General features: G+C 68.1%; 21 protein-coding genes. 16 read left to right on the top strand and 5 right to left on the bottom strand.

The window, feature by feature from the left end:
• Window positions 1-2 precede the first annotated feature (2 nt).
• Both cydB and cydX read left to right on the top strand, forming a co-directional pair.
• Window positions 3-1,154, top strand: coding sequence for a cytochrome d ubiquinol oxidase subunit II (gene cydB / locus G4D77_RS06955; protein ID WP_017406272.1), 1,152 nt, complete (start codon window positions 3-5; stop codon window positions 1,152-1,154).
• Window positions 1,155-1,203: 49 nt separating this feature from the next.
• On the top strand, window positions 1,204-1,329 hold the full coding sequence (gene cydX, locus G4D77_RS06950; RefSeq protein ID WP_012204319.1) for a cytochrome bd-I oxidase subunit CydX: 126 nt from the start codon (window positions 1,204-1,206) through the stop codon (window positions 1,327-1,329).
• Window positions 1,330-1,528: 199 nt separating this feature from the next.
• Here the strand turns inward: cydX and G4D77_RS06945 are convergent, their stop codons facing one another.
• Complete coding sequence (locus tag G4D77_RS06945) at window positions 1,529-2,125, bottom strand: GbsR/MarR family transcriptional regulator (RefSeq protein ID WP_026062606.1); 597 nt, start codon at window positions 2,123-2,125, stop codon at window positions 1,529-1,531.
• A gap of 176 nt (window positions 2,126-2,301) precedes the next feature.
• On the opposite strand from G4D77_RS06945, the gene G4D77_RS06940 reads away from it, so the two are divergent.
• Window positions 2,302-3,459 carry an acyltransferase family protein gene (locus G4D77_RS06940; protein WP_154834932.1) on the top strand — a complete coding sequence of 386 codons (1,158 nt, stop codon included), beginning with the start codon at window positions 2,302-2,304 and terminating at the stop codon, window positions 3,457-3,459.
• Between the two features lie 73 nt (window positions 3,460-3,532).
• On the opposite strand, the gene rnk is transcribed toward G4D77_RS06940, so the two are convergent.
• The gene (gene rnk, locus G4D77_RS06935) at window positions 3,533-3,937 is read right to left on the bottom strand and encodes a nucleoside diphosphate kinase regulator (RefSeq protein WP_026062607.1); all 405 of its coding nucleotides are present in this window, start codon (window positions 3,935-3,937) and stop codon (window positions 3,533-3,535) included.
• A gap of 294 nt (window positions 3,938-4,231) precedes the next feature.
• Here rnk and G4D77_RS06930 point away from each other — a divergent pair, with 294 nt between their 5' ends.
• A complete protein-coding gene (locus G4D77_RS06930; protein WP_154834931.1) occupies window positions 4,232-5,374 on the top strand; it encodes a PA0069 family radical SAM protein in 1,143 nt (380 codons plus the stop codon).
• 60 nt (window positions 5,375-5,434) lie between these two features.
• Here the strand turns inward: G4D77_RS06930 and G4D77_RS06925 are convergent, their stop codons facing one another.
• Complete coding sequence (locus G4D77_RS06925) at window positions 5,435-6,367, bottom strand: LysR family transcriptional regulator (RefSeq protein ID WP_047325755.1); 933 nt, start codon at window positions 6,365-6,367, stop codon at window positions 5,435-5,437.
• Between the two features lie 343 nt (window positions 6,368-6,710).
• On the opposite strand from G4D77_RS06925, the gene G4D77_RS06920 reads away from it, so the two are divergent.
• From G4D77_RS06920 to G4D77_RS06890, 7 genes are all read left to right on the top strand, one after another.
• Entirely contained in the window at window positions 6,711-7,709 is a 999-nt protein-coding gene (locus G4D77_RS06920) for a porin (RefSeq protein WP_250134261.1), read from the top strand.
• A 91-nt stretch (window positions 7,710-7,800) separates the two neighbouring features.
• Window positions 7,801-9,267 (top strand): FAD-dependent monooxygenase, encoded by a 1,467-nt coding sequence (locus G4D77_RS06915; RefSeq protein ID WP_244160516.1) that lies wholly within the window; start codon window positions 7,801-7,803, stop codon window positions 9,265-9,267.
• The gene (locus G4D77_RS06910; protein WP_074923094.1) at window positions 9,264-10,610 is read left to right on the top strand and encodes an amidohydrolase family protein; all 1,347 of its coding nucleotides are present in this window, start codon (window positions 9,264-9,266) and stop codon (window positions 10,608-10,610) included. Before G4D77_RS06915 ends, G4D77_RS06910 begins: the two co-directional genes overlap by 4 nt.
• Window positions 10,611-10,620: 10 nt before the next feature.
• Complete coding sequence (locus G4D77_RS06905) at window positions 10,621-11,628, top strand: alpha/beta hydrolase (protein WP_143044620.1); 1,008 nt, start codon at window positions 10,621-10,623, stop codon at window positions 11,626-11,628.
• Between the two features lie 17 nt (window positions 11,629-11,645).
• On the top strand, window positions 11,646-12,650 hold the full coding sequence (locus G4D77_RS06900; RefSeq protein WP_047325751.1) for a Bug family tripartite tricarboxylate transporter substrate binding protein: 1,005 nt from the start codon (window positions 11,646-11,648) through the stop codon (window positions 12,648-12,650).
• A 26-nt stretch (window positions 12,651-12,676) separates the two neighbouring features.
• Window positions 12,677-13,612 (top strand): VOC family protein, encoded by a 936-nt coding sequence (locus G4D77_RS06895; RefSeq protein WP_047325750.1) that lies wholly within the window; start codon window positions 12,677-12,679, stop codon window positions 13,610-13,612.
• Window positions 13,613-13,633: 21 nt separating this feature from the next.
• A complete protein-coding gene (locus G4D77_RS06890; RefSeq protein WP_047325749.1) occupies window positions 13,634-14,500 on the top strand; it encodes a fumarylacetoacetate hydrolase family protein in 867 nt (288 codons plus the stop codon).
• A gap of 48 nt (window positions 14,501-14,548) precedes the next feature.
• Here G4D77_RS06890 and G4D77_RS06885 read toward each other — a convergent pair whose 3' ends face one another.
• Entirely contained in the window at window positions 14,549-15,403 is an 855-nt protein-coding gene (locus G4D77_RS06885; RefSeq protein ID WP_047325748.1) for a LysR substrate-binding domain-containing protein, read from the bottom strand.
• A 181-nt stretch (window positions 15,404-15,584) separates the two neighbouring features.
• Between G4D77_RS06885 and phnD the strand changes: the two genes are divergently transcribed.
• From phnD to phnX, 5 genes are read left to right on the top strand one after another with little or no spacing between them, the layout of a single operon-like run.
• On the top strand, window positions 15,585-16,472 hold the full coding sequence (phnD, locus tag G4D77_RS06880) for a phosphonate ABC transporter substrate-binding protein (RefSeq protein ID WP_154834928.1): 888 nt from the start codon (window positions 15,585-15,587) through the stop codon (window positions 16,470-16,472).
• Entirely contained in the window at window positions 16,469-17,335 is an 867-nt protein-coding gene (phnC, locus tag G4D77_RS06875) for a phosphonate ABC transporter ATP-binding protein (protein ID WP_154834927.1), read from the top strand. Before phnD ends, phnC begins: the two co-directional genes overlap by 4 nt.
• On the top strand, window positions 17,335-18,180 hold the full coding sequence (gene phnE / locus G4D77_RS06870) for a phosphonate ABC transporter, permease protein PhnE (RefSeq protein WP_016450190.1): 846 nt from the start codon (window positions 17,335-17,337) through the stop codon (window positions 18,178-18,180). The genes phnC and phnE overlap by 1 nt, the downstream gene beginning before the upstream one ends.
• 47 nt (window positions 18,181-18,227) lie before the next feature.
• The gene (gene psrA, locus G4D77_RS06865; RefSeq protein ID WP_213757934.1) at window positions 18,228-19,316 is read left to right on the top strand and encodes an iron-containing alcohol dehydrogenase PsrA; all 1,089 of its coding nucleotides are present in this window, start codon (window positions 18,228-18,230) and stop codon (window positions 19,314-19,316) included.
• A 54-nt stretch (window positions 19,317-19,370) separates the two neighbouring features.
• A complete protein-coding gene (gene phnX, locus G4D77_RS06860; protein ID WP_154834925.1) occupies window positions 19,371-20,219 on the top strand; it encodes a phosphonoacetaldehyde hydrolase in 849 nt (282 codons plus the stop codon).
• Between the two features lie 144 nt (window positions 20,220-20,363).
• Here the strand turns inward: phnX and fghA are convergent, their stop codons facing one another.
• Complete coding sequence (gene fghA, locus G4D77_RS06855) at window positions 20,364-21,236, bottom strand: S-formylglutathione hydrolase (protein WP_154834924.1); 873 nt, start codon at window positions 21,234-21,236, stop codon at window positions 20,364-20,366.
• Window positions 21,237-21,450: the final 214 nt, after the last annotated feature.

The following is a 21,450-nucleotide window of genomic DNA, read 5'->3' as shown; positions in this document are numbered from 1 at the left end:
CCATGATTCTTCACGAACTGATCAGCTACGACATCCTGCGCCTGCTGTGGTGGGGCCTGCTGGGCGTGCTGCTCATCGCCTTTGCCGTCACCGATGGCTTTGACCTGGGCGCTGCCGCGCTGCTGCCGCTGGCGGCCAGGACCGACGTGGAGCGCCGCGTCGTCATCAACTCTCTGGGCCCGGTCTGGGAAGGCAACCAGGTCTGGCTCATCCTGGGCGGCGGCGCCATCTTTGCGGCCTGGCCGCAGCTGTATGCCGTGTCGTTCTCGGGCTTTTACCTGGCCATGTTCGCGGCCCTGGTGGCGCTGATCCTGCGGCCCGTGGCCTTCAAGTTCCGCAGCAAGCGCGAGGAGCCGGCCTGGCGCGCGCGCTGGGATGCCGTGCTGTGCATGGCCGGCGTGGTGCCCGCGCTGATCTTCGGCGTGGCCCTGGGCAATGTGCTGCAGGGCGTGCCCTTCCGCCTGGCGCCCGACATGCGCATCTACTACGAGGGCACGTTCTTCGGCCTGCTCAACCCGTTTGCGCTGCTGGCCGGCCTGGTCTCGCTGTGCATGCTGCTCATGCATGGTGCGTCCTGGCTGGTGTTCAAGACCGAGGGCGATGTGGCCGCGCGCGCGCGCCGCCTCGGCATGGTGGCGGCCGTCGCCACCACGGTGCTGTTCGCGGCGGCCGGCGTGTGGCTGGCCGCGCTCAACGGCTACCGCATCACCAGCGAGGTCAACACCACCGGACCGTCCAACCCGCTGTTCAAGACGGCTGCGCTGCAGGCGGGCGCCTGGTTTGCCAACTACCAGGCCCGGCCCGTGCTCTGGGCCGTGCCGGCCATCGGCCTGCTGATGCCGCTGCTGGCGGCGCTGGGCCTGTGGCTGCGCCGCGAATGGCTGGCCCTGCTGTCCAGCGGCCTGGGCATTGCCGGCATCATCGCCAGCGTGGGGGCGTCCATGTTCCCGTTCATCCTGCCCTCGTCGCTGAACCCGCAGCACAGCCTCACGGTCTGGGACTCTTCGTCCAGCCATGTGACGCTGTTCATCATGCTGGTGTGCGCGCTGATCTTCGTGCCCCTCATCGTGGCCTACACCAGCTGGGTCTACAGCGTGCTGCGCGGCAAGGTCGACCCGATGGCCATCATCGAGGGCCGCGGCCACTCGTACTGATCCACCGAATCAAGCAACGACATTCAACGTCAAGAAAGGACACAACACCATGTGGTACTTCGCCTGGTTGCTCGGCCTGCCGCTGGCGGCCGCCTTCGCGGTGCTCAACGCGATGTGGTACGAACTGATGGACGACGAGGCCACGCGCCGCGAACTCCTGGCCCGGGAGAAATAAAGCTCCCCCTGAGGCGCTTCGCGCCTTCCCCCTCTCTCTTCGGGAGGGGGACGACACCCTCGCTGCGGGGGCGGCCCTTGCTCGGTGTCCCTCGCTTTGGGCTACGCCACTTTTTGCACGCGCTTACCGCCAATGAAGCATTGCTGTAAACACAATGAGCTCCCTCGGGAGCTCATTTTTGTACGCAGGCTTGCCAGGTTCAATCGTCGGTGTCATCCGCCTTGGCGCGGCCCTTGCCGCCCGTGATGCGGTCCTTCAGATCCAGCAGCCGCGTCACGGCCGTGCCCATGCCCATGAGCTGCATGGCGGTCTCGGGCGACAGGCGCTGCACGTCGTCGAACCAGTTCATGAGCCGGTCGATCAGCTCGTACATGTCGCGCATGCGCTGCTGGGCGTAGCGTTCCTCTTCGGTGGTGACTTCCTCCAGCATGGCGGCGCGCAGCATGGACTGGGTGGGCTCGATCTCGCGGCGGCGGCGTTCCTCGGCCAGGCGGCGGAAGATTTCCCAGACATCCTGCGGCGCCTCGAAATACTCGCGCCGGTCGCCGGGCTGGTGGCGCAATTGCACCAGGCGCCAGGCCTGCAATTCCTTGAGCCCCATGCTCACGTTGGAGCGCGAGAACTCCAGCGTCTCGGCGATCTGGTCGGCATTGAGCGGCTCGGGCGAAAGAAACAGCAGAGCGTAGATCTGGCCTACCGTGCGGTTGATGCCCCAGCGGCTGCCCATCTCGCCGAAGTGCGAGACGAACTGCCGGTTCAACGCCGGAAGAGGTTTGGGTTGCGTCATGGCATGCATTGTGCCTTCGCGTGCCGGCATGTCCTGTGCGGCTTGGAAAGCGGTGCGTCAGCTTTCTGCAAGACGCGGTCAAAAGGCGCACAATGGCGCCTTTGCGGGCTTGCGGCCAGGCGGCCAGGCGGCCCGGGCCCAGCGCCTCCCGCTTCCCGACCCGTTCGCAGATTGCAGATTGCCCCATGTCCCACGCTAGCCGCAGTGCGCTGATCGACTGCACCAAGGGCCTGGCCTGTGCCGCCATCGTCTGGCACCACCTGGCCTTCTACGGCCCCATGTCCGATATCGCCCATCCGGCCGCGCCGGACCTCATCGACTGGCTCTATGAATATGCGCGCATGGCCGTGCAGATCTTCCTGGTGCTGGGCGGCTACCTGGCGGCAGCCAGCATGGCGCCGCAAGGCTACGGCCTGCACAGCGATCCGTGGTCGCGCATCGGGCGCCGCTTCGTGCGCCTGGTCGTGCCCTATGCCGTGGCCCTGGTCGTGGCCGTCGTCGTCTCGGCGGCAGTGCGGCCCTGGTTCGACCATGCCTCGGTGTCGGGCGAGCCCGATCTCTGGCAGCTGGTGGCGCATGCGCTGCTGCTGCAGAACATCGTGGGCGAGGAGTCGCTGTCCGCCGGCGTCTGGTACGTGTCCATCGACTTCCAGCTGTTTGCGCTGACGGCGCTGCTGCTGGCCGGCACGCGCTGGGGCGGCGCCTTGCTGCGCCGCCGCTTTGGCGGCGACGCCCTGTCACGTTGCTGGCCCTGGGCGCTGAGCGTGGCGCAGGCGCTGGTGGTGATCGGCGTGGCGGCTTCGCTGCTGGGCTTCAATCTGGATGCGCAATGGGATGTGTGGGCGCCGTACTTCTTTGGCGCCTACGGCCTGGGCATGCTGGCCTACTGGGCCGCGCATGCGGACAAGTCCTCGACGGCCTGGAGCTGGTCCCTGCTGATCGTGGCCCTGGTCGTGGCGGCGCTGGCACTGGAGTGGCGCGACCGCATCGCGCTGGCCGGTGCCACGGCGCTGGCCCTGGTCGCGGCCATGCGCAGCCCCGCGTTTGCCCAGGCACAAGGCTGGGCGCCGCTGCGCCGGCTGGGCAAGATTTCGTACTCGGTGTTTCTCGTGCACTTCTCGGTCTGCCTGCTGGTCAACGCCGTGGAAAGCCATTTCTGGCCACATTCCATTCCCGCCGCCCTGCTGGGCATGTGCACGGCCTTTGTGCTGTCGATTGCGGCCGGTCATCTGCTGTACGAGCGCGTGGAGCGCCACGTTCCCAGCTGGCACATGGCGCTGCGCTGGCAGGCGGGCCTGGTGGGCACCGGCCTGATCGCGGCGTTTGTGGCGGGCCTGCGCTGAGGCGCGGTGCGTCAGTCCACAAACAACAAAGGCAGCCGGTGGGCTGCCTTTTTCGCTTCACGCCGGTCGGCGTTCAACGGTGCAGCTCGCCCGCGCTTTCCGGCTGGAACTCGATGGCGTCCACGCGCACGGTGACCTGGCCCGAGGGGCCGGGCATGCGGGACTGGTCGCCCACGCTCAGGCCCAGCAGGGCAATGCCCACGGGCGCGAACACCGACACCTTGTCGGCGCTGCCATCCATCTCCTTGGGATAGACCAGGGTCAGCGTATTGGTCTTGCCCGACTCCAGCAGCGTGAAGCGCACCGTGGAATTCATGGTCACCACGTTGGGCGGCATTTCCTTGGGCTCGAGCACGTCGGCACGGTCCAGCTCGGCCTCGAGCGCCTCGCGGCCGGGAAAGGCGGGCTGCTTGTCCAGCAGGGCCTCGATGCGTTCCAGGTCCAGGGACGAAAGAATGATGTGGGGCTTGCGCTCCATGGTGTTGGCTCCCTTGTGTGCTTGCGCCGTGGCTGCAGTGAAGGGCAGCGGCGCCCAAACGGACAAAAGCCCGGGCAACGCGGTTGTCCGGGCCAAGGCATCTTCAGAAAAGAGAAAAGCACCAAGTTGGTGCGATAAGGCCATTGTGCAGGCCCGTGCGCGTTCTGCCAAGCGAACCCGCACGGTGCGGTGCGGATTGGCGCGGGCACTTGCCAAGCCGGCAAAACCCACTTCGCAACCGCAGGCATGCGGGGAGTGCTTGTTGGTATGACTGTATTTTTATACAGTTGCTTCATGCTTTCCAGTCCTCCCACGCCTCATCACGACACGGCCCGGGTGCCCCTGCACCCCATCAAGGGCCGGGGCGCAGCCAGCCAACTGGCACACCGCTTCACCACCGATCCGCGCGAGGCCTTTGACGACGGCTGGGGCAGCCTTGAGGCGCCTGCCGAAGGCGAGGAAGCCGCGCCCCTGCGCACCGAACTGCGCTGGGAGCAGGCCCGCTCGGCGCTGAGCCGCCACCAGTCGCCCGACCTGCCGTTTCACATGGGGCTCAATCCCTACCGGGGCTGCGAGCATGGCTGCATCTATTGCTATGCCCGGCCCACGCACAGCTACCTGGGCTGGTCGCCAGGGCTGGACTTCGAGACCCGGCTCATCGCCAAGCAGAACCTGCCCGAGCTGCTGCGTGCCGAGCTGTCGCGCGCCAGCCATGTGGCCGCGCCCGTGATGCTGGGCTCGGTCACCGACTGCTACCAGCCCGTGGAGCGCGAGCTGGGGCTGACGCGCCGCCTGATCGAAGTGCTGGCCGAGGCGCGCCACCCGTTTTCCATCGTCACCAAGGGCAGCGGGGTGGAGCGTGACCTGGACCTGCTGGCCCCGCTGGCGCGCCAGGGCCTGGCCTCGGTGCACATCACGCTGACCACGCTGGACGCCGACCTGGCACGCCACCTGGAGCCGCGCGCCGCCGCGCCGCACCGCCGGCTGCGCAGCATCCGCGCGCTGACCGAGGCGGGCGTGCCCGTGGGCGTGAGCCTGGCACCGCAGATTCCCTTCATCAACGAAGACCTGGAGAAGGTGCTGGAGGCGGCCGCCGACGCAGGTGCGCGCCACGCCTTCTATGCCGTGCTGCGCCTGCCCTGGGAAGTGGCGCCGCTGTTCGAGCAATGGCTGCAGGTGCACTACCCCGACCGCGCCCGCCGCGTGATGGAGCGCGTGCGCGACCTGCACGGCATCCAGGGCGAGCAGCGCGAGGCCGGCCGCGTGTACAACGCCGAGTTCGGCCAGCGCATGAAGGGCACGGGCCACTGGGCCGAGCTGTTGCGCCAGCGCTTTGCCCTGGCCTGCCGTCGGTACGGGTTCAACCGCGAGCCGCTGCGGCTCGATTGCAGCCTCTACCACCCGTCGCTGCTGCTGCCGCAGCGCAGTCTGTTCTGAAACAGCCCTTTAGAGCGTGCAGGGCGGCCGCCAGTGGCGAGCGCTACAGTCCGCACCGGCTCAATGTCCCACGTCCGGGGCGAGCCGGTCCAGGCTGGCGCCGGCATCGCGGATCAGGGAACGCAGCCAGGCGATGGCCGGATCTCGCTCCTGGTGCTTGTGCCATTGCAACAATTCCGTGAACCGGGGAATCTCCACCGGGCACTGCAGCACCTGCAGCGCAAAGCGCCGCGCCATGTGCTGCGCCAGGCGAGTGGGCAGTGTGGCAATGCGCTGCGTGCCCACGAGCAGCTCCGGCAGCAGGGTGAAGTTGGGTGCGATCACTTCCTGGCGGCGGCTGCGCTTGCCGGTGGACATCAGCCGCGCGTCGAACGTGGTGCGCCTGCCGCCGCCCCATTCCACGCCGATGTGGGCCGCATCGAAATACCGTGCTGGCGTCAGCGGGCCGTCGAGTAGCGGGCTGTCCGCGCAGACGAGGCAGGAGAAGCCATCTTCGAACAAAGGCTCGAAGGGGTGGCCTGCCACTTTCGCGAATTCGGGGGCGATCAGCAGCTCGGCCTCTCCGCTGTCCAGATGTTCGGGCGTCTGCGGGCTGATGGCGCGCAGGTCGAACTGCATCAGCGGCGCCAGGGTGGCGGCCCGTCGCACCACCTGTGTCAGCAGCACGCTGATCACGTAGTCGGAGGACTCTATGGTGAAGCGCCGCTGCGAGGTGGCCGGATCGAAGGAGGGTCGGGCATGCGCGATCGTCTGGATCTGCAGCAGCACATCGCGCACGGGCTTGGCCAGCTCGTTGGCCAGCGGCGTGGGCACCAGGGTCTTGCCCACGGAAACCAGCAGCTCGTCCTTGAAGTAGTCGCGCAGCCGCCCCAGCGCCAGGCTGGTCGCGGGCTGGCTCAGGAAAAGCCGCTCGGCGGACTTGCTCACGCTGCGCGTGGCCAACAGGGCGTCGAGGACAACCAGCAGGTTCAGGTCGAGCTTGTGAAAGCGCATGGCGCGTCTCCGTATTTGCTATGCAAATGGATTGAATTTAAACAATAAATTTTACGTATGTATCAACGGAGCTGATCATCTGCCCCGGACCCGCAAGACCACAAGCGTTCCCATGCAGGGCGCATTCATTTCGGAGACATACATGTTCGGATTGCTTTCACGACGCGAATCGGGCGATGGAGCATGCCCTATTTCCCTCGGCATCCGTGCCCGGGGCTACAGGCGCGGCAGCGGCCTGTGCTGGGTGGCGGGCCTTTGCGGCGCCAGCACGGGGCTGCCGGTAGCTGCCCAGTCCCAGCCGGTGACGCAGGCCCAAACCCAAACCCAAACCCAGGGGCAGCCATTGACATCGAGCCTGACCCTGTCGGGCCTGTTGGGCGCCGGCGTGCTCTATACCCGGGATTCGGACGGTGGCGGCAAGTTGCAGCAGACGGGCACCCATGCGGCGCCCTCCATCGCGCTGTCGGGGCGCGAGTCGCTGGGAGGCGGTCTGTCGGCCATCTTCCGCTGGAGCCAGTACGTATTCACCGATACGGGGACCATGGCGCCGCTGGAGAGCTATGTGGGCCTGACTTCGGCCACCTGGGGAAGCTTCACGATGGGGGCGATGTACGACCTGCTGGCCGACGCCGTGCCCTTCACCTCGGAGCGGTTCACCTCGCTGCTGGCCACTCATCCAGGCAATCTGGACCGCACGGTGGGCACGGCACTGAACAACACGCTCAAGTACAAGTCCCCCGTGCGCGGCGGCTGGCAGTTCGGCGCGATGTACGGCGCGGCGGAGCGGGATTCAGCCACCCACACGGGACGGGTGATGGGCGCGCAACTGGGCTACACCGATGGCCCCTTGCAGGCGGTGGCCATCTGGGAATCGGTCAAGGGCGTTCCCTACGCGCCCGGGCTGAGGCTGGGCGTGCCGCGGCTGTACGGCCAGGACTTCAGCCAGGCGCCAGCCACAGCGATCTCCCAGGACCAGGAGACCGGTACGGCGGGCCTGGCCTACACCCGCGATGGCTGGCGCTGGATGGGCAACTACAGCCATACGCGCCTGTCGGCCCTGGGCCGGCGTGAGCGGGCGCAGACCCTGGATCTGGGCTTCTACAAATATGTGACGCCGGCGCTGCGCGTGGGCGGCGGCTATGCGTTCACGCGGCTGGCCTCCTACCGCTGGAGCCAGGCGCACGCCCATGCCGACTACGCGCTGTCGCGGCGAACCAGCCTGTATGTGCTGGGCGTGGTGCAGCAGGCCGGGGAGGGGCAAAAGGCCGTGATGCGCAATCAGGCTCCGGCCTCGGGGCGGCGCCAACTGGCGCTGGAAGTGGGCGTGACGCACGCCTTCTAGGCCGGTGGGTCACAGGTTTTTCGATGTGAATGGGGGCGATGCGATGCAGTGGGATGTGATTGTGGTGGGAGCGGGCCCGTCGGGGCTGACCATGGCGGCCGAACTGGCGGGGGCCGGCGCGCGCACGCTGGTGCTGGAAAGGCGCACGCAGGGCGTGCAGTCGCGTGCGGGCACCCTGTTGCCCCGGGTGCTGGAGTTGTTCGACGCGCGGGGGATTGCGGACCGATTCATCCGCAAGACCCGTGAGATCGTGGACTATCCGTTCCGGCCATCGCACATTTGGGCGGGCTTTCATCCCATCGAATGGCGCCATCTGCACACGCGCTTCGGCTTTACGCTGGGCCTGCCCCAGAACATGACCGAGGATCTTCTTTGGGCGTGGGCGCAAGAGTGCGGGGCGCAGATCCGCCGGGGTGCGGAGGTGACGGCGCTGCGCCAGCATGCCGAGGGCGTGGAGGTGGACGTGCAAGACACGCGGCAAGCGCAGGGCGCCGTCACCACGCTGAGGGCGAAGTATCTGGTCGGGGCCGATGGGGGACGCAGCGTGGTGCGTACCCAGGCGGGGATTGCATTCGAGGGCCGGCCGGGCACGTTCCGGGGCATTGTGATCGATGCGCAACTGACCGCGCCTTGGCCCGGCGGACGGCTCAATGCGGACAACGAACTGGGCTGGGTACGGGGCTATGCGTTTGGCGAGGGCATCACGCGGTTCAACATCGTGCACCGCGAGCGCATGCATGCGCCCAAGGACGAGCCCGTCACGCTGCAGGAGGCGCTGCAGTGCATACGCGACGTGCACGGCACCGACTACGGCATCCAGGGCTTGCGCTGGGCTTCGCGCTTCGACGACCAGATGCGGGCCGTGCCCCAACTGCGGCAGGGGCGGGTGCTGCTGGTCGGCGAGTCCGCGCGTATCCACTATCCATCCAGCGGTGTGGGCATGAATTTCTGCCTGCAGGACGCCTTCAACCTGGGCTGGAAGCTCGCTCTCGTGGTCAGGGGTCTGGCCGGCGATGCCGTTCTCGACACCTATGAGAGCGAGCGGCTGCCGGTGATGCACGCGCTGCTGGAGAGCGTGAAGGCGCAGTGCGCGCTGCAGTTCAGCTTCGGGCCGGAGGCGGTGGCGCTCAAACGGCGCATGGCCCAGCACATCGTTCCCCTGCCCGATGTACAGCGCAAGCTGGTGCTGGAGTTGTGCGGCCTGGAGGCGCCATACCGCAGCGAGCCGGGCAGCCATGCGCTGGCCGGCCACCGCATGCCCGATATCGATCTGCTGCTGCTGGACGGGCGCTCGGCCAGCGTCACGCAACTGCTGCGCGAGCGGCACTTTTTGTTGCTCGATCTGGACGGCACGGGCCGGCAGTTCGCGGATCTCGATGTGCAGGGTCTGCCCGTCACGGTGCTGCAGGCCCGCGCCGCCCATGCGCCGGCGTCCATGGCCCAGGTCAAGGCGCTGCTGGTGCGGCCTGACGCCTATGTGGCCTGGGCCAGTGACGGCCTGGCCAGGCCCGGCGAAGTGCAGGCGCAACTGGCCCGCTGGCTGAAGGTGGCGGCATGAGCGAGGAATGCTTGCTGCTGAGCGGCGGCTGGATCATCAGCATGGAACCGGGCATTGGTGAGCTGCGCAGCGGCGATGTGTTGATCGAGGGCGAGCGCATCGCGGCCGTGGCCCCGCGCATCGATGCACCGCATGCCCAGCGCATCGATGCGCGCAACACCATCGTGCTGCCGGGCTTCGTGGACACGCACCGCCATACCTGGCAAAGCTGCGTGCGCCACTGCTACGCGGACATCGATCCGCAGATTTATTTCGCCGAGATGCTGGGCGCCAGGGGGGCCGGCTACCGCGCCGAGGACGTGCATGTGGGCACGCTGCTGGGCGCCGTGTCGGCTCTGGATGGCGGCATCACGACCATGCTCGACTGGTCGCATGTGCAGAACTCGCCCGAGCATGCCGACGCCGCCATCCTGGGTCTGCGCGAGGCGGGCATCCGTGGTGTGTTCGCCCATGGCTGGCCGCTGGTGGATGGCGCGTCGTGGATGTTTGACAGCCAGCGCGGACATCCGCAGGACATCAGGCGGCTGCGCGCCCGCTATTTCTCCAGCGACGACCAGTTGCTGACGCTGGCCATGGCCGGGCGCGGCCCCGAGATGGCGCGGCGCGAGGTCTGGCTGGACGATCTGCGGCTGGCGCGCGAGCTGGGCCTGCGCTCGACCATCCACATGGGGGCCTATGCGCGCAATGCGCAGGTGCGGGCGATCGCGCAGATGCACGAGGCCGGGGCGCTGGGCGATGACCTGACCTTTGTGCATTGCTGCTTCAGCGGCGCCGACGAGATTGCGATGATGGCCGATGCCGGGGTCAGTGCCTCGCTGGGCGTGCACTGCGAGATGAACGCCCAGGGCATAGGCGACATACCGTTCGACCGCATGCTGGCCGTGGGCATCCGGCCCAGCCTCAGCGGCGACACCGAGACCAAATGCTCGGGCGACATGTTCACGCAGATGCGCCATGCCTTCGCCTACTACCGATCCTGGATGGGTGGTCGGCATTGCCGCGTGGAGCACGCGCCGCCTACTCTTTCGCTGCGCGATGTGCTGGAGTTCGCCACGGTGGCCGGTGCACATGCCACGGGCCTGTCGCACAAGATCGGCTCGCTGACGCCTGGAAAGCAGGCCGATGTCATCATGATCCGCACCGACGATATCAACCTGGCGCCCGTCTGCGACGCCGTGGGCGCGGTGGTGCTGGCTGCCCATCCGGGCAATGTGGACAGCGTCTTCGTCGCGGGCAGGGCGGTCAAGCGCCATGGCCGCATGCTCCATGTCGATCTGGATGCGCTGCGCCAGCGCGCGTTCGTGTCGCAGGCCCATGTGCTGGGACTGCATAACACGCTCTAAGGAGGCCGGCATGGACATGCCCCTGGACCCCGCACTGGCCGCCATCGTCGAGGCGTCGCGCCAGCGCGGCGCCGTGCCACCGTTTTCGGGCACGCCGGCGCAGGCGCGCGAACGCCTGCGCGCGGCCGTCATGGCGATGCGCCAAGCGGCGCCGCCCGTGCCCGTGGCCTGCACGCAGGACCGGCTGGCACGGCATGGCGTCACCACCGTGCCCGTGCGCATCTATCGCCCCGAGGCCGATGCGGTGCCCCGGCCCACCGTGGTGTTCTTCCATGGCGGAGGCTTTGTGCTGGGCGGCATCGAATGCATGGATGACATCGCGCGCAAGCTGTGCCGCGACGTGGGGGCAGTCATCGTCTCGGTGGGCTACCGGCTGGCGCCAGAGCATCCGTTTCCCGCAGCGCACGACGATGCCATCGCCGCCACGCTGTGGGCCATGGACCAGGTCATGGAACTAGGCGGTGATCCGGCCCGCGTGGCCGTGGCCGGAGAAAGCGCCGGAGGCAACCTGGCCGCCTCGACGGCCATCGTGCTGCAGCGCCGTGGACGGGCGCTGGCCGCGCAACTGCTCGTGGTGCCCGGTGTGGACATGGCCCGCGATACCGAGGCACTGCAGGCGCGCCGCAGCGACCACCCCATGCTGACGCCGACCGACCTGCGCGACATCACCCGCCTGTACATGGGCGCGCGCATGGCCGAGGCCGGTGCGTTTCCGCCGTCTCCGCTGCGGGCGGGCAGCCTGGCCGGGCTGCCGCCCGCCGTCATCGCGCTGGCCGGGCATGACCCCTTGTTCGGAGAAGGCAGCGCCTACGCCAGCCGCCTGGCCGAGGCCGGCGTGCCCGTGCAACGGCTGTGCTTTGGCGACATGTTCCATCCGTTCCTGGGCTTTTTCCAGGTCTCGCAAGCGGCGCGAAGGGCCAGCGACAGCATCTGCCAGGCCTTCGCGGATTGCCTGGGCAGCAAGGCGCCACGGGTTTCACCCGATCGGGCCTTGCGTTCCGTTCCGCGCAAGCCATGACAACCAAGGAGACAGAGATGACCCCCGATTTTCACGAGAAACCTTTTCGCCGTGCCCTGCTGGTCGCGAGTGCGCTGCTGTGCGCGGCAGGGCAGGTCCAGGCCCAGTCCCATGTGCCATACCCGTCCAAGCCCATACGCTTTGTCGTGCCCTTTGCCGCGGGCGGCGCGCTGGACTATGTGGCGCGCGTGCTGGGCGCTGAAATCACGCGCCAGAGCCGTGCGCAGGTCATCGTTGACAACCGGCCCGGCGCATCGGGCATTCTTGCGGCCGAGAACGTCAGGGGGTCGGCCCCCGATGGCTATTCGGTGCTGATCACCAACATGGAGTCCCATGTGAACAACCTGGGCCTGTTCAAATCGCTGCCCTACGACCCCGTGCGCGACTTCCAGCCCGTGGGCCTGATCGCCTCGGCAGCGGCCATCCTGGTGGGCAATGCGGCCATGCCGCCGAGCAGCCTCGCACAGTTCGTCGCCTATGCGCGGGCCGACAAGGGCGGTGTCTCCTTCGGAACCTGGGGCAACGGCACCTATTCGCACATCGCCATTGCCACCCTGGGGCGCATCGACCGGTTCGCCGTGGTCACCGTTCCCTACAAGGGCGAGTCGCCCGTGGTGCAGGATCTGCTGGGTGGCAACCTGTCGTTCGCCATGGCCAGCGTGCTCGTGGCCAAGGCCCAGACCGACAAGGGTGCGATGAAGGCCTACGCGGTCAACGGAGACAGGCGCCTGGCCCTGATGCCCACGGTGCCCACCTTCAAGGAGCTGGGCTACACCGATCCGGTGCTGAACATGCGCCCCTGGTTCGCCGCCTATGCGCCGGCCGGCACGCCCAAGGCGGTGGTGGAAAGGATCAATACGCTGCTGCGCGATGCGCTGCGCGATCCGAGCGTGGCCAGCAGCCTGAGCGACAAGGGCTTCGAGCCCATCGGCAGCTCGCCGGCCGAGCACCAGCGCGAGCTGGCCCGGCAGATCCAGACCTTCACCAAGGTGATGCACGACATCGGCATCCGCCCCGAATGACCCACGGCGCCAGGCGCGCAGCAGCCATGACCCTCACACCGCCTTTGGCCGCCGTGCATTCGGTGGACCGCTTCGTCTTCTCCGTGCCCGATCTGGGCGAGGCATTGCATTTCTACCGGCACTTCGGCCTGGACGTGCGGCCGGCCGATGGCCGCCTGGATCTGCATACCTTCGGTTCGCATCACTGCTGGGCGAGCGTATACGCCTCGGGGCGGGCCAAGAAGCTGGAATATGTGCGCTTTGGCATCTTCGACGGTGATGCCGAGGCCATGCGCGAGCGCATCGCTGCGCAGGGCATCGCGGCAGCCCCGCATGCGCTGTCGGACGGCGAGGGGCTGTGGCTGCGCAATCCCGATGGCGTACTGGTGCAGCTCGTGGTTGCCCCCAAGGTGTCGCCCGGCGCCAAGTGCAGGCCGGTGCCCGCCATGGCGCCGCAGCCGGGTCGCGGCGCGGCGCCCGCGCGCAGCCGGGTGGAGCAGGTCCGGCCCCGGCATCTGTCCCATGTGCTGTTCTTCACGCCCGATGTCTCGCGCATGGTCCGGTTTTGCGAGCAGGTGCTGGGCCTGAGGCTGTCGGACCGCTCGGGCGAGGGCATCGCCTTCCTGCACGGGGTCCATGGCAGCGACCACCATCTCGTGGCCTTCGCCCGATCGCATGCGCCAGGCCTGCACCACAGCAGTTGGGACGTGGCCAGCATCGACGAGGTCGGCTGCGGCGCCGAGCAGATGCGCGGGGCCGGCTACGACAAGGGCTGGGGCCTGGGGCGCCATGTGCTGGGCTCCAACTATTTCCACTATGTGCGCGACCCCTGGGGAAGCTATGCCGAATACTCGTTCGACATAGATTTCGTGCCGGCGGGCAGCCTGTGGCCAGCTGCCGACCACTCACCGGAGGATGCGCTGTATGTCTGGGGACCGGCGCTTCCTGAGGATTTCATTACCAACCACGAGCCTTGCGCTTGACGCTTTCAACGGAGTATTTCCATGCGAATCATTGCCTTCAGGAATGCCCAGGGCCGGCCGGCCCTGGGCGTGCGGTCCGGCCAGGAGCTGGTGGACATCACGGCCCTGGGTCTGCCCGCCACACTGGACAAATTGCTTGCGCAGGGGCCGCACGGCCTGCGGGCCGCGCAACAGGCGGTCGCCACGGCCAGCGAGCGCCTGCCCCTGCAGGGGCTGGAGATCCTGCCACCCGTGCTCAACCCGTCCAAGGCTTTCGCCATAGGGCTCAACTACGTGGACCATGCCGCCGAGAGCCATTTCGAGCTGCCCCGGCATCCTGTCATCTTCCAGCGCTATGCCTCCTCGTGGGTGGCGCATGGGCAGGCGCTGGAGCGCCCGCCTGTGTCCACCCAGTTCGACTACGAGGCCGAGCTGGTGGCGGTGATCGGCAAGGCCGGGCGCTATATCGACAAGGCCCGGGCGCTGGAGCATGTGGCCGGCTACTCGCTGTTCAACGATGGGTCGGTGCGCGACTACCAGGTTCGCTCCGCCCAGTGGCTGTGGGGTAAGAACTTCGACCGCAGCGGCGGTTTCGGACCCGAGTTCGTCACCGCCGACGAACTGCCGCCGGGCGCGGCCGGCCTGCGCATCCAGTGCCGGCTCAATGGCCAGGTGCTGCAGGACGCGAATACGCGCGACATGATCTTCGATGTGGCCACCCTGGTCGCGGCCTGCTCGCAGGGCATGGCGCTGCAGCCTGGCGACATCATCATCACGGGCACGCCCTCGGGCGTCGGTCTGGCGCGCAGCCCCCAGGTCTGGATGAAGGCGGGCGATGTCTGCGAGGTGGAGGTGGAGCGCATCGGCATTCTCCGCAATCCGATCGTCGATGCGCCGGCCCTGGACTGACGGCGGGTGGCGAGCTGCGAGCTGCGCAGCGTCTGCGGCATCGGCTGATCACTGTGACGCGTCCATGAACGACCTCACCAGCAGGCTGTCGCTGCGCTCGCGCATGCAATAGACATAGGTGGTGGTGCTGGCCGGGTCGCCCGCGATGCGCAGCGGGCGAAAGCGCGGGTCGGGGATGAATTCGGCTTCGGACACGGCGCCCAGTCCCAGGCCGCGCGCCACGGCTTCGCGTATGGCTTCGCGGCTGCCGATCTCCAGCTCGGTGCGCGGCTGCACCCCGGCGGCCTGCAGCACCGATTCCAGCGCGGTGCGCGTGGTCGAGCCGTGCTCGCGCAGCAGCAGAGGCTGGCCCTGCAGTTCGGACAGCGCGATTTCGCTGCGCCGCGCGAAGGGATGGGCGACATGGGCGAACAGGATGATGGCGTGGCGCGCGTACTCGCGCGCCAGCAGCTCCGGGCGGTCGTAGAGGCCGGCGAGCACGGCCACGTCGGTGTCGTAGCGTTCCAGGTCGGCCAGCACCTGCTGCGAGTTGCCCATGCGGATGGACAGCTGCATGCCCGGGTGCCGTGCGCGGTAGGCGGCCACCATCTCGATCACATGGAAGGGCCCCACGGCGCCGATCTTGAGCTCGCCCTGGTGCAACTGCCCCGAGTCGCGCAGGAAGAATTCGGCCTCGGCCTCCAGCGCCATGATTTTCTGCGCCATGGGCAGCAGTCTGGCGCCTGCGCCCGTGAGCGTCATGCGGTAGCCGCGGCGGTGGAACAGCTCGATCTGGCTTTGGCGCTCCAGCGTGGCGATCTGGGTGGAGATGGTGGGCTGGCTCACGCCCAGTGCGCGGGCGGCGGCGCTGAGGCTGCCATGGTGGGCGACGGCGATGAAGGCGCGGTAGCGGGCGTTGCTCACGAAAGTCGGTATCTCAAGGTTTTGTCTATGGATGCTGTCAAAACCGATTCTGAAACTTTCACATGGCAGAAATATGTCGCTCCTAGCATTCAGCCATACCCACCCGCCTGGCGATTTGACCGGCGATTCACGGATCCACCGATCCGCCGATGTGCCTGACCTGATGCAAAGGAACGCTCCCATGAAGATGAACCGCAAGACCTGGCTGCGCCATGCCGGCGCCATGCTGGCCCTGGCCGCCACCGCCTCCACCGCTACCACTGCCGCCTTTGCCCAGAGCGCCGAGCTGCGCGTGGGCCTGATCCCCTCGGAGGACGCGCAGGCCATGATCCGCGCCAGCCAGCAGGTCATGGACCAACTGGCCACCCGCACCGGCATGAAGGTGCGGCCCTTCGTGGCCAATGACTACAACGGCGTGATCGAGGCGCTGCGCTCCAACAAGATCGACATCGCCTTCCTCGGCCCGTTCTCGTACGTGCTGGCCAGCCAGGTGGCAGGCGCCGAGGCCTTTGCCGTGGCCGTGACCAAGAAGACGGGCAAGAGCGCTTACCACAGCATGGTGATCTCCCGCAAGGACAAGGGCCCGGCCAGCGTGGCCGATCTCAAGGGCCGCAGCTTTGCCTTTGTGGACCCGACCTCGGCGTCGGGCCACCTGTTTCCCAAGGCGGGGTTGATCGCCGAGGGCTTCGATGCGGACAAGGGCTTTTCGCGCGTGATCTTCTCGGGCTCGCACGACGCCAGCATCATGGCCGTGGCCAACGGCAAGGTGGATGCGGCGGCCGTGGCCGACCGCATCTTCGACTCCGCCGTGAACAAGGGCCTGGTCAAGCGCGAGGACTTCCAGATCGTCTGGCGCTCCCAGCCCATCCCCGAGTCGCCCATGACCTGGCGCAAGAACCTGGACGCCGGCACCAAGCAGAAGGTGGCTGCGGCCCTGGCCGAGGTCAAGGACCTGCCCTGGGGTGACCAGGGCGTGCTCGACGGCTTCGCGGCCACGGATGACAAGGCCTACGACGTGGTGCGCCAGACGGCCAAGGCCCTGAAGCTGGACCTCGGGAGCATGAAATGATCCGCATCCGCCAATTGCGCAAGAGCTATGGCAGCAACCACGTGCTGCATGGCATCGACCTGGATGTGCAGCCCGGCGAGTTCGTCGTCATGCTGGGCCTGTCGGGGGCCGGCAAGTCCACGCTGCTGCGCTGCATGAACGGCCTGGCCCGCGCCGACAGCGGCACGCTGGAGGTGGGCGGCATGGACCTGATGCTGGGCGGCGGCAGGCACAGCCGGCGCGAGCTGGCTCGCCACGTGGCCATGGTCTTCCAGCACCACAACCTGGTGCCGCGCCTGTCGGTGCGTAAGAACGTGCTGACCGGGCGCCTGGGCCAGACCGGCACCCTGGCCTCGGTGCTGCAGCTGTTCCGCGAAAGCGATATCCGCCTGGCCGACCAGTGCCTGGAGCGCGTGGGCCTGGCCCACAAGGCGCTGGAGCGCACCGAGGCACTGTCGGGCGGGCAGATGCAGCGCGTGGGCATTGCCCGCGCGCTGGCCCAGCAGCCCCAGGTCATCCTGGCCGACGAGCCCGTGGCCAGCCTGGACCCCAAGACCGCGCGCAGCGTACTGCAGTACCTGCGTGATGCCACGCGCGGGCTGGGCATTGCCGTGGTCTGCAACCTGCACCAGGTGGACTACGCGCGGGAGTTCGGCGACCGTGTGCTGGGCCTGGCCCAGGGCCGCATGGTCTTTGACGGATCGCCGCAGGCGCTGGACGAGGCCGCGCTGCAGGCCATCTACCATGCGCAGCCCACTGCAGGGCAGGGCGCAGAACCGGACACACCACCGGGCACGGCGGCCATAGGGCCTGCCGGCCCGCATGCGCAGGCGCCGGTGCCTGCCTCGTGGATGCGGGCCAGCGCGCCCGCAGGAGGATTGTGATGACCAGCGCCAATTCCTGGAGCCCCGAGCCGCGCGACCGCTGGCAATGGACCGCGCCGCGCCCCCACGGCACCCTGGGCTGGACAGGCTATGCGGCTGCGGCCCTGGCCATCGCCTGGGTGCTGCACTGGAGCGCGGGCGGCGCGCAGATGAGCTGGGGCGAACTGGCGGCAGGCATGCCCCAGATCGCAGACTTCGTGGCGCGCTCCGTGCCGCCGGACTGGAGCATGCTGCCGCGCCTGATGGCGCCCGCGCTGGAGACGGTGCAGATCGCCATCTGGGGCACGCTGCTGTCCGTGGTGCTGGCGCTGCCGCTGTCCTTCATCGCGGCCAGCAACCTGCATGGCTGGCACTGGCTGCGGCGCATCACGCGTCAGTTCCTGAACGTGGTGCGCAGCATCAACGAGCTGATCCTGGCGCTGGTCTTTGTCTCGGCCGTGGGCCTGGGGCCGTTTCCCGGCGTGCTGGCCCTGGCCCTGCATGGCATGGGCATGCTGGGCAAGTTCTTCGCCGAGAGCATCGAAGAGATCGACGACGGCCCGCTGCAGGCCCTGCGCAGCGCAGGCGCCACGCAATTGCAGCTCATCGTCTTCGGCGTGATACCGCAGGCCATCACGGCCTGGATCGCGGTCGTGCTCTACCGCTTCGAGGTCAACCTGCGCTCGGCCACGGTGCTGGGCATGGTGGGCGCGGGCGGGCTGGGGTTCGAGCTGGTCGGCAGCCTCAAGCTGTTCCGCTACCAGGAGACGGCCACCTGCATCGTGGTCATCACCGTGATGGTGATCGCGGCCGATCTCGTCTCCCACTGGCTGCGCCGTCGCATCCAGCAGGGCACCCGCCATTGAGGGCCGCGCTTTTCCCGGCGCCCCCGTTTCATTCAAAGGACCGATTTGTGTGGACCTATCACAACCCCGTTGCCATCCATGCCGGCCCCGGCCGCCTGGACCGCCTGCCCGAGCTGCTGGCCGGGCGCGACTGCCTGCTGGTGACGTTTCCCGAGGCCGAATCCCTGGGCCTGGTGCAGCAGCTGCGCCAACGGCTGGGCAGCCAGCTGCGCGGCGTGGTGGACGGCATTGCGCCCAATCCCGATGTGCAGTGGCTGGCCCCGCTGTATGACCGCGTGCACCGCGAATACGCCGAGGTCCCGTGCATCGTGGCCCTGGGCGGCGGCAGCGCCATCGACTCGGCCAAGGCGCTGATGTGCGCCACGCCCACGCGGCGTTTCGGCGCACTGCTGCAGGCCCTGGAGCAGGGGCTGGCCCTGCCGGCCGCAGGCCACAAGGCGCTGATCGCCATTCCCACCACGGCCGGCACGGGCAGCGAGGTCACGCCCTGGGCCACGATCTGGGACCAGGCCGCTGGCCGCAAGCACTCGCTGCACCAGCACTGGACCTGGCCCGAGGCCGCCATCATCGACGCGCAGCTCATGCAAAGCCTGCCGGCCAGCGCCACGCTGGCCTCGGGGCTGGATGCGCTGTCGCATGCGCTGGAGTCCATCTGGAACCGGCACCGCAATCCCGTCTCCACCACCTTGGCCGTGGGCGCCGCGCGCCGCACCCTGGCCACGCTGCCCGCGCTGATGCAGGACCTGGGCAGCCTGCCGCTGCGAAGCCGCATGGCCGAGGCCGCCCTGATGGCCGGCCTGGCCTTCTCCAACACCCGCACGGCGCTGGCGCATTCGCTGTCCTACGACATCACGCTGCGCCATGGCGTGGCCCACGGCATTGCCTGCTCGTTCAGCCTGCCGCTGGTGCTGGAGATGGCCCTGGGCGCCGACGACCAGGCCGATGCGGCCCTGCTGTCCATCTTCGATGCCGCCACGGGCGAGCTGGCCGTGCAGCGCCTGCGCAACTTCCTCGAAGGCCTGGGCGTGGCCACCGATCCCGCCCACTACGGCGTGCCTGGGGATGAGTGGCAGCAGCTGCTGCAGTCGGCCGCATCCGGCCCGCGCGGGCGCAATTTCATCCGCACGCTGGAATGAACAGGCGCGTGCGGCCCTCTTTTGTTTGAACCTCTTTCCTTGTCAAAAAGCACCATGAACCACACCACCGTCTCCACCGCCGCCGCCGCCGATCTGTCGCCGCTGCAGGCCGTCATCTTCGACTGGGCCGGCACCCTGGTCGATTTCGGCTCGCTGGCACCCACGCAGATCTTTGTCGAGGCCTTTGCCAGCTTCGGCATCACCATCACCCTGGCCCAGGCGCGCGGCCCCATGGGCCTGTCCAAGTGGCAGCACATCCACGAGCTGCTGCAGGACGAGGGCATCCGCGCGCAATGGCACAAGGCCTTCGGCCAGCCGCCTGGCGACGCCGACGTGGATGCCATCTACGCCCGCTTCATGCCCATGCAGATCGCCAAGGTCGGCGAGTTCTCGGCACCCATCGAAGGCGCGCCTGAATTGCTGGGCTGGCTGCGCGCGCGGGGCCTGAAGGTGGGCTCGTGCTCGGGCTATCCGCGTGAAGTCCTGAACCAGCTGCTGCCCCAGGCAGCGGCCAACGGCCTGGCTCCCGACCATGTGGTGGCCGGCGATGAAATGGCCGCAGGCGGCCGCCCCGGCCCCTTCATGGCGCTGGCCAATGTGCTGGCGCTGGGCATCGGCGACGTGCGTGCCTGCGTGAAGGTGGACGACACCGTGCCCGGCATCGAGGAAGGCCGCAACGCCGGCATGTGGACCGTGGGCCTGACCCTGTCCGGCAACGAAGTCGGCTACTCCCCCGCCGAACTGGCCGCCGCCCCCGCCGAAGAAGTGCGCGAGCGCGTGGCCCGCGCCGAGGCCAAGCTGCGCGCAGCCGGCGCCCACCACGTGATCGCCAGCGTGAAGGACCTGCCGCAGGTACTGGAGCGTATTGCGCAGGACATGCGCGCTGGCCATAGGCCAGGTTGAGGCAAGCTGCCCTGCACCTGTTGGGCGCATCACCCTTTGAAACTGGCGCGGCCAAAAAAACAGGGACGCCGAGCAAGAGCCGCCTCGCGGCGATGGCGTCGTCCCCCTCCCGCGAAGCGAGAGAGGGGGAAGGCGCGAAGCGCCTCAGGGGGTACTCAACTGCTTTGCATGATGGCGCAGATGGTCATCAATGAAGCTCTGGATGAAGTAGTACCCGTGGTCGTAGCCCCCGTGGCGGCGCAGCGTCAGCGGCTGGCCGGCCTGGGCGCAGGCGGCCTCGAAGGCTTCGGGCAGCAGCTGCTTTTCGATCAGGAACTTGTCGGCCAGGCCCTGGTCCACGAGGATGCCGGCCGGGTAGGGCGCCTGGGTCTGGGCGGCCATCAGGCAACTGGCGTCATGCGCTTCCCAAGCCTTGCGGTCATCGCCCAGATAGCCTGAGAAGGCTTTCTGGCCCCAGGGGCAGTTGACGGGGTTGGCGATGGGCGCGAAGGCCGACAGGCTCTTGAAGCGGCCCGGATGGCGCAGCGCCAGCGTGAGCGCGCCGTGGCCGCCCATGGAGTGGCCGAAGATGCCCAGCCGCTGCGCGTCGATGGGCAGGCGCGCGGCGATCAGCGGCAGCAGCTCGCCCAGCAGATAGCTTTCCATGCGCCAGTGCAGTGCCCAGGGCCTGGTGGTGGCGTCCAGGTAGAAGCCCGCGCCCACGCCGAAGTCCCAGGCATCGGCCTCGCCGGGCAGGCCTGCGCCGCGCGGGCTGGTGTCGGGCGCGATCAGCGCAATGCCCAGCTCGGCGGCCAGGCGCTGGGCGCCGGCCTTGGTCATGAAGGTCTCTTCGGTGCAGGTCAGCCCGGCCAGGTAGAGCACGGCGGGCACCTTCTCGCCGGCCACGGCCTTGGGCGGCAGGAAGACCGAGAACTTCATGTTCAGGCCGATCTCGGCGGAGAAATGCTCGTAGAAACGCTGTGCGCCGCCGAAGCAGGCATGGGCGTTCTTGAGTTCCAGGGGCGGCAGTGCGGACATGGTGTTCCTCAAAAAGAAAAATGCTACGGGCACCTTGGCAAGCGGTGCGTGCAGCATTCAAAGATGGGAGTTGATACGCTATACACGGTCAACGGCCCATGAAACTGGCGCTGCCCAGGCGAGAGGCGCCGAGCAAGAGCCGCCTCGCGGCGGGGGCGCCCAGCCGAGGGCGTCGTCCCCCTCCCTCGCGTAGCGAGTAGAGAGGCGCCGTGCA

It is taken from the genome of Delftia sp. WY8, assembly GCF_018437695.1.
Lineage (GTDB): Bacteria > Pseudomonadota > Gammaproteobacteria > Burkholderiales > Burkholderiaceae_C > Comamonas > Comamonas tsuruhatensis.
This window is presented reverse-complemented; position numbering and strand designations above follow the sequence as displayed.

What these genes read in the sequence shown, in the direction of transcription:
- G4D77_RS06915 (WP_244160516.1), top strand. Translation starts at nt 7,801, where the DNA reads ATGGCGGCCGAACTGGCGGGGGCCGGCGCGCGCACGCTGGTGCTGGAA.
- G4D77_RS06900 (WP_047325751.1), top strand. Translation starts at nt 11,646, where the DNA reads ATGACCCCCGATTTTCACGAGAAACCTTTTCGCCGTGCCCTGCTGGTC.
- cydX (WP_012204319.1), top strand. Translation starts at nt 1,204, where the DNA reads ATGTGGTACTTCGCCTGGTTGCTCGGCCTGCCGCTGGCGGCCGCCTTC.
- G4D77_RS06905 (WP_143044620.1), top strand. Translation starts at nt 10,621, where the DNA reads ATGGACATGCCCCTGGACCCCGCACTGGCCGCCATCGTCGAGGCGTCG.
- fghA (WP_154834924.1), bottom strand. Translation starts at nt 21,236, where the DNA reads ATGTCCGCACTGCCGCCCCTGGAACTCAAGAACGCCCATGCCTGCTTC.
- G4D77_RS06895 (WP_047325750.1), top strand. Translation starts at nt 12,677, where the DNA reads ATGACCCTCACACCGCCTTTGGCCGCCGTGCATTCGGTGGACCGCTTC.
- phnE (WP_016450190.1), top strand. Translation starts at nt 17,335, where the DNA reads ATGACCAGCGCCAATTCCTGGAGCCCCGAGCCGCGCGACCGCTGGCAA.
- cydB (WP_017406272.1), top strand. Translation starts at nt 3, where the DNA reads ATGATTCTTCACGAACTGATCAGCTACGACATCCTGCGCCTGCTGTGG.
- G4D77_RS06940 (WP_154834932.1), top strand. Translation starts at nt 2,302, where the DNA reads ATGTCCCACGCTAGCCGCAGTGCGCTGATCGACTGCACCAAGGGCCTG.
- G4D77_RS06925 (WP_047325755.1), bottom strand. Translation starts at nt 6,367, where the DNA reads ATGCGCTTTCACAAGCTCGACCTGAACCTGCTGGTTGTCCTCGACGCC.
- G4D77_RS06890 (WP_047325749.1), top strand. Translation starts at nt 13,634, where the DNA reads ATGCGAATCATTGCCTTCAGGAATGCCCAGGGCCGGCCGGCCCTGGGC.
- phnX (WP_154834925.1), top strand. Translation starts at nt 19,371, where the DNA reads ATGAACCACACCACCGTCTCCACCGCCGCCGCCGCCGATCTGTCGCCG.
- G4D77_RS06910 (WP_074923094.1), top strand. Translation starts at nt 9,264, where the DNA reads ATGAGCGAGGAATGCTTGCTGCTGAGCGGCGGCTGGATCATCAGCATG.
- phnC (WP_154834927.1), top strand. Translation starts at nt 16,469, where the DNA reads ATGATCCGCATCCGCCAATTGCGCAAGAGCTATGGCAGCAACCACGTG.
- G4D77_RS06945 (WP_026062606.1), bottom strand. Translation starts at nt 2,125, where the DNA reads ATGCATGCCATGACGCAACCCAAACCTCTTCCGGCGTTGAACCGGCAG.
- rnk (WP_026062607.1), bottom strand. Translation starts at nt 3,937, where the DNA reads ATGGAGCGCAAGCCCCACATCATTCTTTCGTCCCTGGACCTGGAACGC.
- G4D77_RS06930 (WP_154834931.1), top strand. Translation starts at nt 4,232, where the DNA reads ATGCTTTCCAGTCCTCCCACGCCTCATCACGACACGGCCCGGGTGCCC.
- phnD (WP_154834928.1), top strand. Translation starts at nt 15,585, where the DNA reads ATGAAGATGAACCGCAAGACCTGGCTGCGCCATGCCGGCGCCATGCTG.